This window comes from Eubacterium oxidoreducens, from assembly GCF_900104415.1.
Taxonomy (GTDB): Bacteria; Bacillota; Clostridia; order Lachnospirales; family Lachnospiraceae; genus Eubacterium_C; species Eubacterium_C oxidoreducens.
Map to the genome: position 1 here is coordinate 150,129 of NZ_FMXR01000006.1, position 16,439 is coordinate 166,567.

The window sequence follows — 16,439 nt, forward strand, 5'->3', positions numbered from 1 at the left end:
AATAAGCCCCTCAAGCTTCTACCAAAGATGACCTTTACGTAAATCCTGATATTGTTGGTAAGCCTCTATTAGAATCTGTTTCTCGTTAGCAAATTTAAGCAAATGATACGCCTCGTGAAACTTATAATATCCGGAATCAACGAAGCATTCCTCTCTTTGAGGCTTACTGTAATAATTCTTAGCCTTCATCAAATACCAATGAACACTTTTATGAATCGTATCTTCTGCTGTTGAAAATGTATAATCAGATACTCCTACATATTTTACAATATCTGCTCTAACATCTGTTTCTTCTTTTACTTCTCTAAGTGCGGTCTCTTCATGCTCCTCACCGGCTTCTACAGTACCCTTCGGAAGTACCCATCCATCATATCTATTGCGGTATTTTTTATACAAAAGCAAAATCTTGCCTCTAAAAATTACAACGCCACCACAACTTGTAGCTTCTATCATTGCAAAACCTCCTGACGCGGTTTTCATATGTTAATAGAATTATACTCCAACTAAAGTTCGTTCGCAAGAAAGAGCTAATCTTCTTCATCCGAAATATCAGATGCAAAATAAGCATCAAACAATTCATCAGCTACAGGTACGGCATATTTACTTCCGGCTCCGGAATCTTCAACTATAACCGCAATTGCGATTGATTTTTTTCCTTCTTTCGTTGCATATCCCACAAACCAGGCATGCGAATCACCACTACTATTAAATTCGGCGGTTCCCGTCTTTCCATATGCTTTATATTCATTATCAAGCAACGCAGAAGCAGTTCCCGTTTTAACGGTTTTGCGCATAAATGTTTCTAAAATTTCGGATTGTTCCTGCGTCATAAGGGTAGCATATTCCTCTGCCTCATATTCTTCCACAACATTTCCGTCATAACTTTCAATGCTGTCAACCAAATAAGGCTTTAATGCTACTCCGTCATTTGCAATTGAAGCGGCAATCAGCGCCATATGAAGAGGTGTTACCAATGTCTCTCCTTGACCGATTGCAGTCTGCATTAGCATAGCGTCTCCATCTGATTTTTCATACGAAAAGCTCGAAGCCACTGTAGATAATGTAAAATCAATCTTTTGATTAAAAAGCATTTTATCACACAAAGAAATATAATCACTTTTGTCAAAATCAAGTGCCATATTTGCAAATGAAGTATTGCATGATTCTGCAAAGGATTCTGCCAAATCAACACTACCATGCACTTCACCCTGGTAACATTTCAATTGCTTATTTCCCATAGTGGTACTTCCGGTACAAGTATAAGAATAATCTTCATAATTATTATCATTCTCAATCAGATATTCCAAAGCTGTTATAATCTTGAAGGTCGATCCCGGCGGATATTGACCTTGCGTTGCTCTATTAAGAAGCTGCGAACTATCATTATCCTCAGATGTTAGAGATTCCCAATCCTGTGCAATGGTATTTGGATCATAATCCGGTTTTGATACCATTGCAATCACTTTACCGGTTTCCGGCTCTATAGCTACTACTGCTCCATCATAATCCCCAAGAGCCTCATAAGCCGCTTCCTGAATAGAAGTATCCAAAGTCGTAATAATGTTATCGCCTTGACTCTTTTCTTCCTTTACATCATTAACAACTTTTTCAACCAAACTACTATGGCTACGCAACATATAGGTGTTTTCCGCAAGTTCCAATCCGGCCATTCCATTCGTTGAATACCCAACCACATGAGCAAACAAATTATCATATGGATATACTCTTGTTTCATTACCTTCCGAATCAACTTCTGTCTGGGCTAACACATCCCCGGATTCTGTAAGAATACTACCTCGAACTACCGTTTCTGAAAAAGTATCCAAACGCGGATTGTATGAAGAATTTACGTACTCATCACTCTTCATAATCATAAAATATGCAAAATATACAATTAAAATAATAAAAATTGCCACAAACACATAAGCTATAACGCCAAATTCGAGATTTCGATTAGTCGAGATTTTCGAATTGCGTCTCGAACCCTTTATGTTTTTTCTTTTTTGTTCTATTTGTTGTTCGTCTGTCTGATAACGATTTTTCTGTCTCTGGTTCGATTCTGATATCCTGCGGTGCTTTTCGGCCCGATTTGTTCTTTGTGACTTCATACAAAGCTCCTTCGTCTTGTCTTAAAATATATAATCCCTGGATGATAGCAAATATAATCAGTGTACTAAGCAAAGAACTGCCACCATAACTCACTAGCGGTAATGTAACTCCGGTTGACGGAATACATTTTGTAACACCGCCGATTGTTAAAAATACCTGAAAACCATAAACAGTACCAAGGCCTAGCGCAATCAATTTATAAAACTGATCTTTAATCTGTAACGCAATATTTAGAAACATCAAAAAGCAGCTGGCGCAGACCAAAACAATACATATGGCAAATACTCCGCCAAGTTCTTCTGAAATTGCAGAAAAGATAAAGTCTTGCTTTACAACCGGAATCGATTCCGGCATTCCATTATAAAGCCCAAGTCCTACCCAGCCTCCGGTTCCAATCGCAAAAAGCGACTGTGAAACCTGATATCCGCTCCCCGAATAGGAACCCAATGGATCTTGCCATGCAATCACACGGTTTCTAACATGTGCAAACAATTTGTAACTTACCAAAGAAGCAATCACACCGACACCAAGTCCCGCTCCAATATATTTTGGGGATCTGGTTGCCACATACAACATAACAAGATAAGCCACAAAGAAAATAAGTGCCGCTCCAAGATCCGTAGAAAGAACCAAAATTCCAACATGAATGATTGCAACAATTGTAGCTTTCACAACCTGCTTGAATTCTGTTGATTCATAAAGCATAGAAGCAACAAACATCACAAAAATTATTTTGATAAATTCAGACGGCTGCAAGGATACGCTGCCGAAATTTATCGATAACTGTGCGCCATAACTTGTTGTTCCCATCACTTTAACCGCTGCAAGAAAGACGATTCCGACTCCGGCATAAATCCATGTCAGTTTTTTGAAAAATTTTACCTTTCGAATCAGTAGTGGAACGATTAATGTAAGGACAAGTCCAACAACAGCGATTTCAAATTGTCTAAGCGCAGATTCAAACTCCAGCCTCGTCAGCATGATAAATCCAATAATCATCAGCATGCACATATTATTAACAACCAATCTGGATGCCTTTTTGTATATTTTTGTGTACAAAATCAGAAAGATAATCATCAGCGCAAGCTGTGCCAGATAAAAAATAAAATATTTTAATTCTTTTTCGTTCATAATAATCAGAACGTTTCCAAGTAAATGGATCAGAAACATAAAACCTGTCTGCCGTCCATAAATTTTACGCATTTTTTCCTCTGACTTCCTGCCTTTAAAGACATTAAAGCATTGGAATGTATAAATGGCAAAAAAGATAATCAAAAGATACTTAGAAAGCTCTGTCAACAGATGCTCCATTATTCTACCCCTCGTTTAAAATGACCATTCGTATAAGAATCCAGCATGATATCCGGATTCCAACGTTCTTTTTTTATAAATTCTTGTTCGTAATAATCAAGTATTCTCATCACCTGTTTTTTTGATTCCGTCACAAACTCTAGCCGATATCCCTTAAAATTCATAGACTTTATTTTATTTGCATGTTGAATCAGGCATAACGGCTGACTGTTATAGATGGTATTATAACATAATTCACAATGCGGCTTAACCATCATCTTTTGTTTCTTCCGATCGGTCAAAAAAACAATAGCGCTATCCTTCGTGCATTGCCCGGTATTCTTTCGCAGGCATTGCGCTGATTGCATTACGGGTAAATATCCATATACTACCATCTCACTATGACTGTTTTCACGATGAAGCAATTCTTTTTCATTAAGTTCATATGGCACTGTGAATGTACGATAACCAGCCTTCCAAAACCCCTGCATCGCATAATCGGAAAATGTATAAAGACCGGCATCCAAAATAATCCGATCCTTAGATATTCCTAGTTCTTCTAACATTCCAATGCCATCATAATCATTTGCAATATAATTTATATTAGATAAATGTGAATATTTCGTGAGAATTTTCTTAATATCGGCAGATGTCTGTTCTTTAATAACATAAGGAAGACAAAGAGCAACCTTTTTATCCGTATTTGACAAAATATCTAATAACTTTTCTCCACCAATCAAAAGATCGAAATCTACGTAAATTGCATCAACAAATGAACGCTTGAGGCTATCTTCCAATTGTTCTATCGTGGACACTTTTACAGCCATATAAGGTTTCTTATTTTCCAAAGAAGAAAGGTTTTTATGATACACAGTTTCAGCAAAAACTTCACGAGGCTTTGCCAGTAACTCTTCCATGAGCTCTTGAACTGCCTGTCTTCTTAGCGTCTTTAGAGATTTTGCGCTATAAAAAACATTATCGTCTAATTCAATCTCAAGATCTGTAACTTCAAACGGAGTCGTCCCAAAAGCTGCCCCTTTTTTTATCACTTCTTCTTTAGTTAATGGTCTAGAAGAGGCAGCCAAAACTGTTTCTCCACATACACAGACACTTTTATCTCCTGCCGTTAATGTCATAATCGCAGGTTGATCAATTCGAAATTCCATAGAAATCCTTACCGGAATTTTTTGTTCTACAAATTCCAAAGATGGTTGTTCTTTCGTCTTCTTTTTATGCGAAGGAAGTACAAATGTAACCATCTGAGAATCTACGCAGCCTGTAAGATACCCTTTCGTAAAACCACATCGATTACCGGCATTTAATAACATTTCTCGGTCTTTTGGTGCAACTTTAAAATCTGATACCTGCTCTAAAGCTATATCGAGATATTTACGATACAGGCTAACAACCTGGTATGCATATTCTTTTTGTTTCATTCGTCCTTCAATTTTAAAAGAATGCGTTCCCGCTTCTAACATTTGCGGCAATATATCAATGGTTGACAAATCTTTTAATGACAATAAATATTCTGCGTCATGCGAAACCCCATCCAAGTTATAAGAAAGTCTGCATGGCTGAGCACATCGTCCTCTATTGCCGCTTCTGCCACCAATCAAAGAACTCAACAAGCATTTTCCGGAATAAGAATAACAAAGTGCTCCGTGTGCAAAAACTTCCAATTCCGCCTTAACGTTTTTATGAATATTGGAAATTTCCTGTAATGAAAGTTCTCTAGAAAGAACTATGCGGGATGCTCCCTGTTGTTCTAGAAACTTAGCACCTTTAGTCGATGTGATACACATCTGCGTACTAGCATGCAATTGCAGATTTGGAAATACATTTTTCACAAAATCAAATACACCCCAGTCCTGAACTAACAAAGCATCAAGACCATTTTTTACATAAGGATGTAAATATGTATATAATTCATCTGCTATTTCTCGATTTTTTAATAAGGTGTTCACCGTCAGATAGATTTTTTTATTATGTAAATGGGCATAATCCAGCGCCCGAAGAAGTTCCTCTTCATTAAAATTTTTCGCATAAGCTCTGGCGCCGAAACGCTCTCCGGCAAGATATACGGCGTCTGCCCCCGCTTCAAACACAGCCAGCATCATCTCATACGAGCCGGCCGGCGCTAATAATTCTGGCATAAGCAACCTTCCTTTGACAAGTAAAAAAGCTGAAACCATTGTATAAGGCCACAGCTCTTTAGATTTTATGATTTAGTTTCTTCTTTTTCTTCTGTTCCAAGCAAAGCATCTTCAAGTGTTGTTTCGAGTTTTGCTTTATTCATCAACAATTCACGATTTTTACTTTCAGAATCTTTTAGTGCCTCTGACAAAGTCTCTTCATTCATCTTCGCAGACACAAGTTCATGATTGGCATCATAAAGCTCTCGATCTTTTTCCTGAAGTTCTTTCTCCATGCGATCTGCAGTTTCTTTCGCCTTAAAATAGTCATCCACTATATTAATATTCAAAAGCACATTCTTTAAGTCTGTTGATAAATGCTGATATCCCTCCAAAGATTTAAGTTCATTCATCTTCTGGTTAAGATATGCTGCAACCTTTTGTAAATATTCAGGATTTTCATAACCGCTTAGTGTATAGATTTTGCCACCAATGATTACTTCCGCATCAGATTTTGTAGCCATAGATTACCTCTTTTTTTATTTTTCTATATTTCTATTTTTATTATATGTTTTTTTCTTATATCTCACAACCATTAAGTTGGTAAATCGATTCCAAAATGATAATACGCTTTTGGTGTTGCAACCCTTCCTTTAGGAGTACGATTGATAAATCCATTCATAACCAGATAGGGTTCATAAACATCTTCTATTGTTCCGGCATCTTCTCCTAGAGAAGCGGCCAGCGTATCCAATCCTACCGGTCCGCCGGCAAAATGATGCATGATGGTTGTGAGAATATTTCGGTCCGTTTTATCTAGTCCTTCTTTATCCACTCCCAAAATATCAAGTGCATAATTTGCAACTTCTTTTGTAATCACTCCATCATACTTTACTTGCGCGTAATCCCGGACTCTTTTCAAAAGCCGATTAGCCAATCGCGGCGTGCCTCTAGAACGACGTGCCATTTCTTCTGCCCCGTCTTGTGCAATTTCTACTTCAAGACGCTGCGCCGAATTCTTAATAATCTGCGTAAGTTCGTCCGTTGTATAATACTCCATGTGCATCACAACACCAAATCGATCTCTTAATGGTGCAGAAAGCAATCCAGCTCTTGTTGTTGCACCTACAAGAGTGAATCTTGGAAGTTCTACTCTAATTGCCCTTGCACTTGCACCTTCTCCTACCATAATATCAATACAATAATCTTCCATGGCTGGATATAACAGTTCTTCTACCTGCTTATTAAGCCTGTGAATTTCATCCACAAAGAGAACATCGCCTTCTTCAAGTTTGTTTAAAATAGCAGCCATCTCTCCCGGTTTTGCTATCGCAGGACCGGATGTTGTTTTAATATTCACTCCCATTTCATTAGCTATAATACAGGCAAGCGTAGTTTTTCCAAGACCGGGAGGTCCATAAAACAGCACATGATCTAATGATTCACCTCGTTGCTTTGCCGCCTGCATATATATCGACATGTTCTCTTTGATTTTCTTTTGTCCGATATAATCATTTAATTGCTGCGGACGCAATGAGTTTTCGACCCTTTGTTCTTCTTTATTTAATTGCGTTGATATAATACGCTTCTCCAATTTATAACTCCTTTAATGCAAGTTTAATTATCATTTCTATATCATAACCGGAAATATCACCCAATGAATTAATGGCTTTTAATGCCTGCGATTTCGAAAAACCAAGAGATTCTAGTGCTGCAATAGCTTGTGCTTTGGCGCTATTATTTTCACTTTGCGCGGAATGTGCATTTGATTTTTCTTCAAAAGCTTCCTCTAAACTGATTTTATCTTTCAATTCCATAATTGCACGCTGCGCCGACTTTGTGCCAACCCCTTGTGCTTTTGATATCGTCTTGGCATCTTCCGATAAAATAGCAAATTGCAAATCATATGGCGTAAGAATGGATAATATGGCCAGCGCAGCTTTAGGACCAATGCCGTTTACCGATATCAATAATTTAAACATCTTAAAAGATTCTTTCGAACAAAATCCATATAATATTAGAGCATCTTCTCTAACATACAAGTAGGTAAACACCTTAACTTCATCACCTACAACCCCAAGTTCTTCAATCTCTCGCTCAGCCAAAAATATCTCATATCCGATATTATTGGTTTCAATTATGATTCGATCAGATTCTATATCTGCAATTGTTCCTATAAAATAAGAATACATATTTTACTCTCTTTCTAAGTGCGCACTTGACGTTTCCAAAACAAATGTCCAACACGTTTAATCATTTCATTTCCAACAATCCCAATGATAATTCCGGTTACTACGCCCGCAATCATTAAAACCGCAAAATAATACATAATATTGTAATTTTCCACGACAAAAGCAGCAACAATCAATTGTCCAAGATTATGCACAATACCACCGATTGCACTAACTGTAATAACGTGAAACTGTTTTGTGTGTCTAATGAAAACCATAATCGCAAGCGACAATAGTGCTCCCGCCATGGAATATAGAATACTAAACAGATTGCCGAACAATAAACCTGCAAGAATCACTCTAAGCACAGAAACAATAAGCGCTTCCTTCGGCCCATTCAAATATAAAATTAAAACAATCACAATATTTGTGATTCCAAGTTTTACTCCCGGGATTGCAATAGCAAACGGAATCATTGCCTCAACATAACTAAAGACAAGTGCCAAAGCCAAAAAAACCCCAAGAAATGCAACATTATGTTTCATATGAATCCTTTACTTTGCGATAGCATCAACTCCATCATCTAAGGACGCACTATCATCATCACCATTTTCCAATATTTCAACTACAACTTTATTAGGTAAACAAATAATAGATTCATTAGCAAGATGAATCTTACCTTGTTCCACACATAATTGATCCGGACAATCGGCCTCTTCCATAGATACATAACCATCTTGAATAATTACGACATTCGTAACCGTATCTTTAGACGTTACATATATGGTCTCATCCTGTTCTAGTGAATATTCACCATATATTTCTCCATCTACCGAAATGCGAACCAAATTACCGCTTTTTGCTCCTATCGTATGCATGATAACAAATATACAAACTGCAAAAGCAAGTACTAGACCGATTAATAACGCATCTCGTTTTCGAAATTTTGGCTGATAGTATTCTTCCATCCTATATCCGTTCTCCTATATAGTAGAATCCTTTACAACAGACAAGTTTAACGGAAACAATCTGACCAATCAGTTCTTTATTACCCGCAAAATGAACAATACTATTATTCGACAATCTTCCAGAAACCAATTCTTTGTTTTGAGAATTAACAGACTCAACTAATACATCCATCGTTTTGCCTTCTAAAGCTTTCGCTTTTTCACTTGCAAGCTGCTGAACTCTTTTTAACAATCGATCGAATCGATTTTTGATAACCTCAGGTGTGATTTGATCGTCTCTTTTTGCTGCCGGCGTACCGGAACGTTTTGAATAAATAAATGTAAACGCACTATCATACTTTACACGTTCAACCACATCCATTGTCTCAAGGAAATCTTCTTCTGTTTCACCCGGATACCCCACAATGATATCTGTAGTGATGGCAATATCCGGAACCGCTTTTCGAAGTTTCTCCACCAATAGAAGATAATCTTCTTTTGTATAATGACGATTCATATCTTCTAACAGTTTCGTAGAGCCCGATTGAAGTGGCAGATGAAAATGATGACACACTTTTTTAGAATGTTTCATAAACATAATCAATTCATCTGATAAATCTTTTGGATGCGACGTCATAAATCGTATTCTTTCTAACCCTTCAATCTGTTCAACCTGCTCTAGTAATTGCGCAAAAGTAATAGGATGCTCTAAGTTCTTGCCATATGAATTTACATTTTGTCCAAGAAGCATGACTTCCACAACGCCATCCGCTACCAACTGTTTTATTTCATTTATAATATCTTCCGGTTTTCTGCTTCGTTCTCTTCCTCGTACATATGGCACGATACAATAAGAGCAGAAATTATTACATCCATACATGATATTTACGCCGGATTTAAATGGATACTTTCGAACAGCCGGAAGGTTTTCTACAATCTGATCCGTACCATCCCAGACTTCAACCACCATCTTTTCTTCTTCAAAAGATCGTACAATCAGCTCTGCAATCATAAAAATATTATGTGTCCCAAAAATAATATCTACAAAGCGATGTGCGGATTTGATTTTATCAACAGCCGACTGCTCTTGCATCATACAGCCACATAAAGCAATCTTCATATCCGGATTATGCTCTTTATAACTACTTAAATATCCAAGATGTCCATAAATTTTGTTGTTCGCATTTTCTCGAACTGTGCAGGTATTATAAATAACCAGGTCCGATTCTTCTGAATCTCCCGGCTTATACCCAATTTGTTCAAGAATTCCAACAATTTTCTCAGAATCTCTGGCATTCATCTGACAACCAAATGTATTTACAAAATAAGTTAATGCTCTACCTTTTTCCTTAGAAAGAAAATCTACGTATTTTTTAGCCTCTTTTATAAAATAAAACTGTCTTTGCGGTTCTGTTGTAGGAATATTTATTGTATCTGTCATTTATCTTTCACCATATCTTAATCTTTCAAAAAATCTTCTAACAAAAAGTCTGTCTGTTCATTTTTTGCAAACAAAGTTCCTGTATATTCATTGTCAAACAAATGATGCAAACAATTCAAATCATTACTATTTGTAATAATCATATCTGCTCCGGATCTTGTTGCTATCATTGCAGCATTCAGTTTCGTATGCATACCACCGGTTCCAACTCCGCTTCCTGTCGAATCCTTTCCCATCTGCATAACATCATCATTTAATTCCGGAACATATTCTATCAATCTGGCATATTCATTTTCTCTTGGATCGTCTGTATACATCCCGTTGATATCGGAAAGCAAAACCAATAAATCTGCATTCACAAGTGTTGCTACTAGTGCAGATAATGTATCATTGTCGCCAAATTGCATTTCATATGTTGATACCGTGTCATTTTCATTTACAATCGGTATTACCCCCATCGCAAATAATTCTTCAAATGTATTATGTGCATTTTGTCGAGAATTAGGTAAAATCATCGTGTTTTTTGTCATCAACACCTGTGCAACGGTCTGGTTATATTCAGCAAATACTTTTTGATATGTCATCATAAGTCTTGCCTGTCCAACCGCGGCGCATGCCTGTTTTTGAGAATTTGAACTCGGTTTATTGGTTAATCCGATTGCCTGTCTTCCAACCGCAATCGCTCCGGAGGAAACGAGGCATACGTCGATCCCGCTATTTCTCAAATCGCACAATTCACGAACAAGTTTCTCAATCTTGGCAAAATATATATTTCCTGTTTCTTCATGAGTTAATGAGGAAGAACCGATTTTAACAACTATTCTTTTTTTCTTTTCAATGCATGGTCTTTTTTGCATAACATTCACCTATCAAATATTATATTTAAAATACTTCATTATAATCCCATCTTAAGTAAACCATATTTTACCTTATCACAAACCCTTATAAATTGCATCATTTTGTTGCATTTTTTATAGCAAAATGGTATTTTTGTAGAAGTAATTAAGACAAACCAACAGAAAGAAGGATGATTTGGCTCATGAACACTAATTGCCATAACCATCAAAAGAAAATTGCATTAATTAATGATTATTCGGGATTTGGTCGCTGTTCTATCGCGGTTGCCTTACCTATTATTTCAATGTTAAAAGTACAATGCTGCGCCGTTCCTACCGCTATTTTATCAAATCATACCGGATTTGATAGTTATTTCTTTGATGATTATACAGACAACATGGAAGCCTATATTCAAGAATGGGATAAACTAAATCTTACGTTCAATGGCATATGCAGTGGTTTTTTAGGCTCAAAAAAACAAATTAAAATTGTCGAGAATTTCATAAAAAAATTCAAGACAGATAATACTATTGTATTAGTCGATCCTGTTATGGGTGACTATGGCAAACCTTATGCCACGTATACCACAGAAATGTGCAGTGCCATGAAAGAACTTGTGCATTATGCAGATATATTAACCCCCAACTTAACAGAAGCCTGCATCTTAACCGACACCCCATACAAAGAACATTGGAAACAAAGTGAACTGAAGACTATGACTGAAAAACTTTTTGATATGGGACCTCAAAAAATCTGTATTACAGGCATTCCTCAAAGAAGTTTTGTTGCAAATTATTGTTACTGGTCAAAAAAAGAACCTCGTATTATTCGCACACACAAAATCGGGGATTCACGTTCCGGAACCGGAGATGTCTTTGCAGCTATCCTTGCTGCTGACGCTGTAAATGGCATTGAATTTATTGACTCAGTAAAAAAAGCATCTCGTTTTATTAAAAAATGTATCGAATGCTCTACCAAATTAAATATACCATTGACAGATGGTGTATGCTTCGAAGAACTACTATATACTCTAAAGTAAAGGAAATAACATGGAAGAAATCTTATATAAAGTACATAATAATTTATATGTAAATCTCACAAACAAATGTCCTTGCGCATGCACATTTTGCTTAAGACAAAATATGGATCGGATTGGAGAATCTAATTCTTTATGGCTTGACCATGAGCCATCTTTTGAAGAAGTAAAAGCTGCTTTTGAACAATTTAATCTATCAGCCTATAATGAGGTTGTATTTTGTGGTTTCGGCGAACCGACAGAAGCTTTAGATGTACTTTTACAAACTGCAAAATTTGTAAAAAACACCTATAAAAAAAAGATTCGTATCAATACAAATGGCTTAGGGAATCTTGTAAACAACAAAGATATCACACCTCTTTTCAAAGATTTAATTGATACTGTTTCAATCAGTCTAAACACCTCGAACGCTGATGATTATCACAAACTGGTTCAAAGTAAATTTGGGGACTGTTCTTTTAACGAAATGCTAAAATTCGCAGAATCCTGCACAAATTATGTGCCAAACGTAATACTTACAACTGTTGAAACAACTATATCAAAGGATGATGAAGCTGCCTGTCAAAAGATATGCGACAAAATCGGTGCAACTTATCGAATTCGTCCTTGGGAAGATTAAAAAAAACAGCTGCTCACAATGAGCGGCTGTTTTTTTACATCTTGTCTAATTAATAAATGATTTTTTTAGGACACTTCTTTGCACAAAGACCACAACCTTTACATAGCTCCTGATCAATATATGCAATATTATCCACAACATGAACTGCATCAAAGTGACAGGATTTTTCGCATAATTTACATCCGATACATCCAACCTCACAAGACTGCATAACATCTTTTCCTTTGTCTTTGGAACTACAGTGCACCCTGTATTTTGCCTTATAAGGAACAAGTTCAATTAAATTCTGTGGGCAGGCTGTTATACATTTCTTACAAGCCTTACACTCTTCTTTATCTACAACTGCAACTCCATTAACGATATGAATCGCATCGAAAGGACACGCATCCACACATTCTCCATATCCCAGGCAGCCATAATCACATTTTTTAGGACCGCCACCCGGAACAAATTTCATCATATCACAGCTCTCAACACCGTAATAGTTATAATTTATTTTTGCTTTATCGCAATCACCGGCACATTTAACAAAAGCGACCATTTTATCACCGGCCTGTGCTTCGACTCCCATAATTTCGCCAATCTTGGCAGCTACAGGATCTCCTCCAACCGGACAAGCTGAAATCTCTGCTTCTCCTTTTGCAATTGCTGCAGCAAGACCGGAACATCCAGCAAATCCACAACCACCACAGTTGTTACCCGGAAGAACATCAAGTACTGCTTCTTCCTTCGGATCAACTTCAACCTTAAACTTTTCACTGGAAAATCCCAGGAAAAATCCAATGACAACACCTACTACGGCAACAATGATAGCGGCAATAATAACAGCAGTAATACTCATATTCAAGCCCTCCTAAACTACGCCTGACCATCCAAAGAATGCAATTGCCATTAGTCCTGAAGTAATCAGAACAATTGCGGATCCTTTGAACGGAGTAGGAACATCATTGTATTCAATTTTTTCACGGATACCGGCAAGAATGACAATTGCAATCATAAAGCCGATAGCTGTCGCAAAACCACTTATTACACTCACACCAATTCCATAATCCTTTTGAACATTCGTAAGTGCAATACCAAGTACTGCGCAGTTCGTAGTAATCAAAGGCAGGAATACTCCAAGTGAATTATAAAGTGGCGGCATCTGTTTTCTTAAGAACATTTCTACAAACTGCACAAGTGCAGCAATTACCAAAATAAAAACAATAGTCCTTAAATAAACCAGATCAAATGTTTGTAAAATAAATTTATCGATGACACTGGTTACCAGTGAAGCGATTGTAATAACGAAGATAACGGCTCCTCCCATACCACTGGCTGTTTCTATTTTTTTCGAAACACCAATAAACGGACAAAGGCCAAGGAACTGGCTAAGTACAACGTTATTAACAATAGCCGCACTGATGGCTAATAAAATTACGTCTTTCATCTGTACTAACCCTCCTACTTATCAACATCGTCGGCTGTTTTAGTCGACTGCTTATCTGTGTTATCTGCTTTCTCTTCTACCTTAGTTTCTACCGCTTCTTTTTCAGAAACAGCATTTACCTGAGGCATTTTTTCTTTTGCTTCGAGTTTTTTTGCTTCTGCTTCTTTTTGCTTTTCTGCAGTAATTCTCTCAGCCTCACCATTTCCTTCAATTGAACCGGCATTTGATGGAAGTGGTTTTCCCTTACGAGCTGCAACAACTTTAACCTGATTCATAATTGCGACCAGGAATCCTAATACCAAGAATGCCCCTGGCGCCAATACAAAAATTGTAATCGGTGTAAATCCTGCTTTACCGGTTGCTTCATCCGCAAGTGGAAGAATCTGTGCTCCAAAAAGCTGTCCGGCACCTAAAATCTCACGCACGATTCCGATACAGGTTAAGCCAAATGTAAAACCGATTCCCATACCAATTCCGTCAAAAATTGAAATAATTGGGCCATTCTTTGATGCAAATGATTCTGCTCTACCAAGAATAATACAGTTTACAACAATAAGCGGAATATAAATTCCAAGTGAAGAATAAAGTGAAGGTACAAATCCTTGCAATAAAAATTGAACTACGGTTACCAATGTAGCAACAACTACAATATATGCCGGTACACGAACACGATTCGGAATAATATTACGAAGCAATGAAATAATCAAGTTCGAAAATACCAAAACAACCGTTGTCGATAATCCCATTCCAAGTCCATTAATAGCGGAAGTTGTTACCGCCAAAGTCGGACACATACCAAGCATCAATACGAAGGTAGGGTTTTCTGTCAAAAGACCATTCTTTAATCGTTCCACATACTTATTCATTTGCACTACCTCCTTGTGTTAATTCAGTATTAAAATATGCAAGACCTGCATCTACTGCATAAGTAACTGCTTTCGATGTAATCGTTGCACCGGAGATAGCATTAATTTCATCGTCCGAAGTTGAGCCTGTCTTTGTTACTTCAAAGTATTCGACCTGCTTATTTTCGAACTGCGAATAAAACGCTTCTTCTTTTGCTTTCATACCAAGACCGGCTGTTTCGCTAATATCGGTAATCGAATATCCATTCAAGGTTCCATCATTAGTAACACCCATGGATAATGTAATATCTCCACCATATCCGGCATGAGATGTTACCGTGATCACATAGCCAATCGTATTGCCATCAGCATCCAAAGCTGTTGCAAGTCCTTCGATTTCATCATCCGGAAAATCGGAAGCTATTACCTTTGTTGCTGCGGTCGTATCAAAGTCTTCCTCTTCTTCAAAAGACTCAGCATCAGCAAATACCGCTTTATACGCTTCTTGCTGGATATTATAATTTGCCTGTGCTATAGGCTCTAATGTAATTTCGTGGACGAAACCTAAGAGCAAACCAGCACAAAGCGTAATAATCGTTAAGATCATAGCGTCTTTTACTACTGCCTTATTCATTAGCTTTCGCCTCCTTTTTCTTTTTTTCTTTTATTACACCAAATGCATTTGGAATTGTTACTCTCTCAATCAAAGGTACAAGCATATTCGCAAAAATGATAGAATATGATACACCTTCTGCAGATGCTCCAAACAAACGGAAAATACCGGTCAGACATCCCAGACAGATACCAAATACAATCTTACCTCTTGGTGTAATCGGTGATGTTACATAATCGGTTGCCATAAAGAATGCACCTAAAATAATACCACCTGAGCAAAGCTCTTCTACAATATAATTTCCGTCTAAACCGTGTCCGCTAAACAGGATGATAAATACAACAAATGTAATTAAATAAGTTCCCGGGATACGAAGATCAATCACACCCATAGCAAGTAAGAAAATCGCACCAATAAGCAAACACAATATTGAAGTTTCACCAATTGTACCGGCATGTGTTCCTAAAAACAAGCTCATTGTGTCGTAAGAACCACCGTCTTTAATAATCGCCAGTGGAGTTGCTCCGGATACTCCATCATAAGTAAAGCTTGTCATACTTCCCGTAAAGGAAATAAGAAGGAAACAACGAGCTCCAAGTGCCGGATTCATAAAGTTTTGTCCCAAACCACCAAAGAGCATTTTTACTACAACAATAGCAAACACACCACCAATAACCGCCTGATATACAGGTAAGGTTGACGGAAGGTTTAATGCAAGCAATAAACCGGTTACCACTGCACTTAAATCACTGATTGTACTTTTTTTATGAACAATCTTTTCAAATATCCACTCTGAAAGAACGCAAGCTATAATTGTTGCGACAATCAAAAGTAGTGCCCTAGCTCCAAAATTTACAATACCAAAAATCGTTGCCGGAAGAAGTGAAATGATCACATACAGCATGATTCGATTGGTAGAAACTTTAGCTCGGACATGCGGTGAAGATGATACATTAAACAAATCACTCAC

Annotated in this window: 18 protein-coding genes; 2 read left to right on the top strand and 16 right to left on the bottom strand. The window is 37.2% G+C overall.

Annotated features, from left to right (window positions below):
- Positions 1–18: 18 nt before the first annotated feature.
- The 11 genes from BLS20_RS03650 to proB all read right to left on the bottom strand — a co-directional run bounded on the left by BLS20_RS03650 (position 19) and on the right by proB (position 10,947).
- Complete coding sequence (locus tag BLS20_RS03650; protein ID WP_090172315.1) at positions 19–453, bottom strand: NUDIX hydrolase; 435 nt, start codon at positions 451–453, stop codon at positions 19–21.
- 74 nt (positions 454–527) lie between these two features.
- Positions 528–1,916, bottom strand: coding sequence for a peptidoglycan D,D-transpeptidase FtsI family protein (locus BLS20_RS03655; protein ID WP_090172602.1), 1,389 nt, complete (start codon positions 1,914–1,916; stop codon positions 528–530).
- A 37-nt stretch (positions 1,917–1,953) separates the two neighbouring features.
- Positions 1,954–3,312 (bottom strand): FtsW/RodA/SpoVE family cell cycle protein, encoded by a 1,359-nt coding sequence (locus BLS20_RS03660; RefSeq protein WP_242870517.1) that lies wholly within the window; start codon positions 3,310–3,312, stop codon positions 1,954–1,956.
- 107 nt (positions 3,313–3,419) lie between these two features.
- Complete coding sequence (locus BLS20_RS03665; protein WP_176762276.1) at positions 3,420–5,552, bottom strand: U32 family peptidase; 2,133 nt, start codon at positions 5,550–5,552, stop codon at positions 3,420–3,422.
- A gap of 65 nt (positions 5,553–5,617) precedes the next feature.
- On the bottom strand, positions 5,618–6,055 hold the full coding sequence (locus BLS20_RS03670; protein ID WP_090172321.1) for a cell division protein ZapA: 438 nt from the start codon (positions 6,053–6,055) through the stop codon (positions 5,618–5,620).
- A gap of 71 nt (positions 6,056–6,126) precedes the next feature.
- A complete protein-coding gene (ruvB, locus tag BLS20_RS03675; RefSeq protein ID WP_090172323.1) occupies positions 6,127–7,125 on the bottom strand; it encodes a Holliday junction branch migration DNA helicase RuvB in 999 nt (332 codons plus the stop codon).
- Position 7,126: 1 nt separating this feature from the next.
- Positions 7,127–7,723: a Holliday junction branch migration protein RuvA gene (gene ruvA, locus BLS20_RS03680; protein WP_090172325.1), complete on the bottom strand. Its 597-nt coding sequence runs from the start codon at positions 7,721–7,723 to the stop codon at positions 7,127–7,129.
- Positions 7,724–7,737: 14 nt separating this feature from the next.
- A complete protein-coding gene (locus BLS20_RS03685; protein WP_090172327.1) occupies positions 7,738–8,247 on the bottom strand; it encodes a Gx transporter family protein in 510 nt (169 codons plus the stop codon).
- A 9-nt stretch (positions 8,248–8,256) separates the two neighbouring features.
- Positions 8,257–8,670, bottom strand: a complete 414-nt coding sequence (locus BLS20_RS03690) for a NusG domain II-containing protein (protein WP_090172329.1) — start codon at positions 8,668–8,670, stop codon at positions 8,257–8,259.
- Position 8,671: 1 nt separating this feature from the next.
- A complete protein-coding gene (gene miaB, locus BLS20_RS03695) occupies positions 8,672–10,090 on the bottom strand; it encodes a tRNA (N6-isopentenyl adenosine(37)-C2)-methylthiotransferase MiaB (protein ID WP_090172331.1) in 1,419 nt (472 codons plus the stop codon).
- Between the two features lie 17 nt (positions 10,091–10,107).
- Positions 10,108–10,947 (bottom strand): glutamate 5-kinase, encoded by an 840-nt coding sequence (gene proB / locus BLS20_RS03700; RefSeq protein WP_090172333.1) that lies wholly within the window; start codon positions 10,945–10,947, stop codon positions 10,108–10,110.
- A 182-nt stretch (positions 10,948–11,129) separates the two neighbouring features.
- Here proB and BLS20_RS03705 point away from each other — a divergent pair, with 182 nt between their 5' ends.
- Both BLS20_RS03705 and BLS20_RS03710 read left to right on the top strand, forming a co-directional pair.
- On the top strand, positions 11,130–11,966 hold the full coding sequence (locus BLS20_RS03705) for a pyridoxamine kinase (RefSeq protein WP_090172335.1): 837 nt from the start codon (positions 11,130–11,132) through the stop codon (positions 11,964–11,966).
- A 10-nt stretch (positions 11,967–11,976) separates the two neighbouring features.
- Positions 11,977–12,582, top strand: a complete 606-nt coding sequence (locus tag BLS20_RS03710; protein ID WP_090172337.1) for a TIGR04100 family radical SAM protein — start codon at positions 11,977–11,979, stop codon at positions 12,580–12,582.
- Positions 12,583–12,631: 49 nt separating this feature from the next.
- Here the strand turns inward: BLS20_RS03710 and BLS20_RS03715 are convergent, their stop codons facing one another.
- Genes BLS20_RS03715 through BLS20_RS03735 form a run of 5 tightly spaced genes read right to left on the bottom strand, consistent with a single transcriptional unit; the run spans position 12,632 to position 16,439 of the window.
- Positions 12,632–13,423 carry an RnfABCDGE type electron transport complex subunit B gene (locus tag BLS20_RS03715; protein WP_090172339.1) on the bottom strand — a complete coding sequence of 264 codons (792 nt, stop codon included), beginning with the start codon at positions 13,421–13,423 and terminating at the stop codon, positions 12,632–12,634.
- A 12-nt stretch (positions 13,424–13,435) separates the two neighbouring features.
- Complete coding sequence (gene rsxA, locus BLS20_RS03720) at positions 13,436–14,011, bottom strand: electron transport complex subunit RsxA (protein WP_090172341.1); 576 nt, start codon at positions 14,009–14,011, stop codon at positions 13,436–13,438.
- A 14-nt stretch (positions 14,012–14,025) separates the two neighbouring features.
- The gene (rsxE, locus tag BLS20_RS03725) at positions 14,026–14,877 is read right to left on the bottom strand and encodes an electron transport complex subunit E (RefSeq protein WP_090172343.1); all 852 of its coding nucleotides are present in this window, start codon (positions 14,875–14,877) and stop codon (positions 14,026–14,028) included.
- Complete coding sequence (locus BLS20_RS03730; protein WP_090172344.1) at positions 14,870–15,490, bottom strand: RnfABCDGE type electron transport complex subunit G; 621 nt, start codon at positions 15,488–15,490, stop codon at positions 14,870–14,872. Before BLS20_RS03730 ends, rsxE begins: the two co-directional genes overlap by 8 nt.
- Positions 15,483–16,439 (bottom strand): RnfABCDGE type electron transport complex subunit D, encoded by a 957-nt coding sequence (locus BLS20_RS03735; protein ID WP_090172346.1) that lies wholly within the window; start codon positions 16,437–16,439, stop codon positions 15,483–15,485. Before BLS20_RS03735 ends, BLS20_RS03730 begins: the two co-directional genes overlap by 8 nt.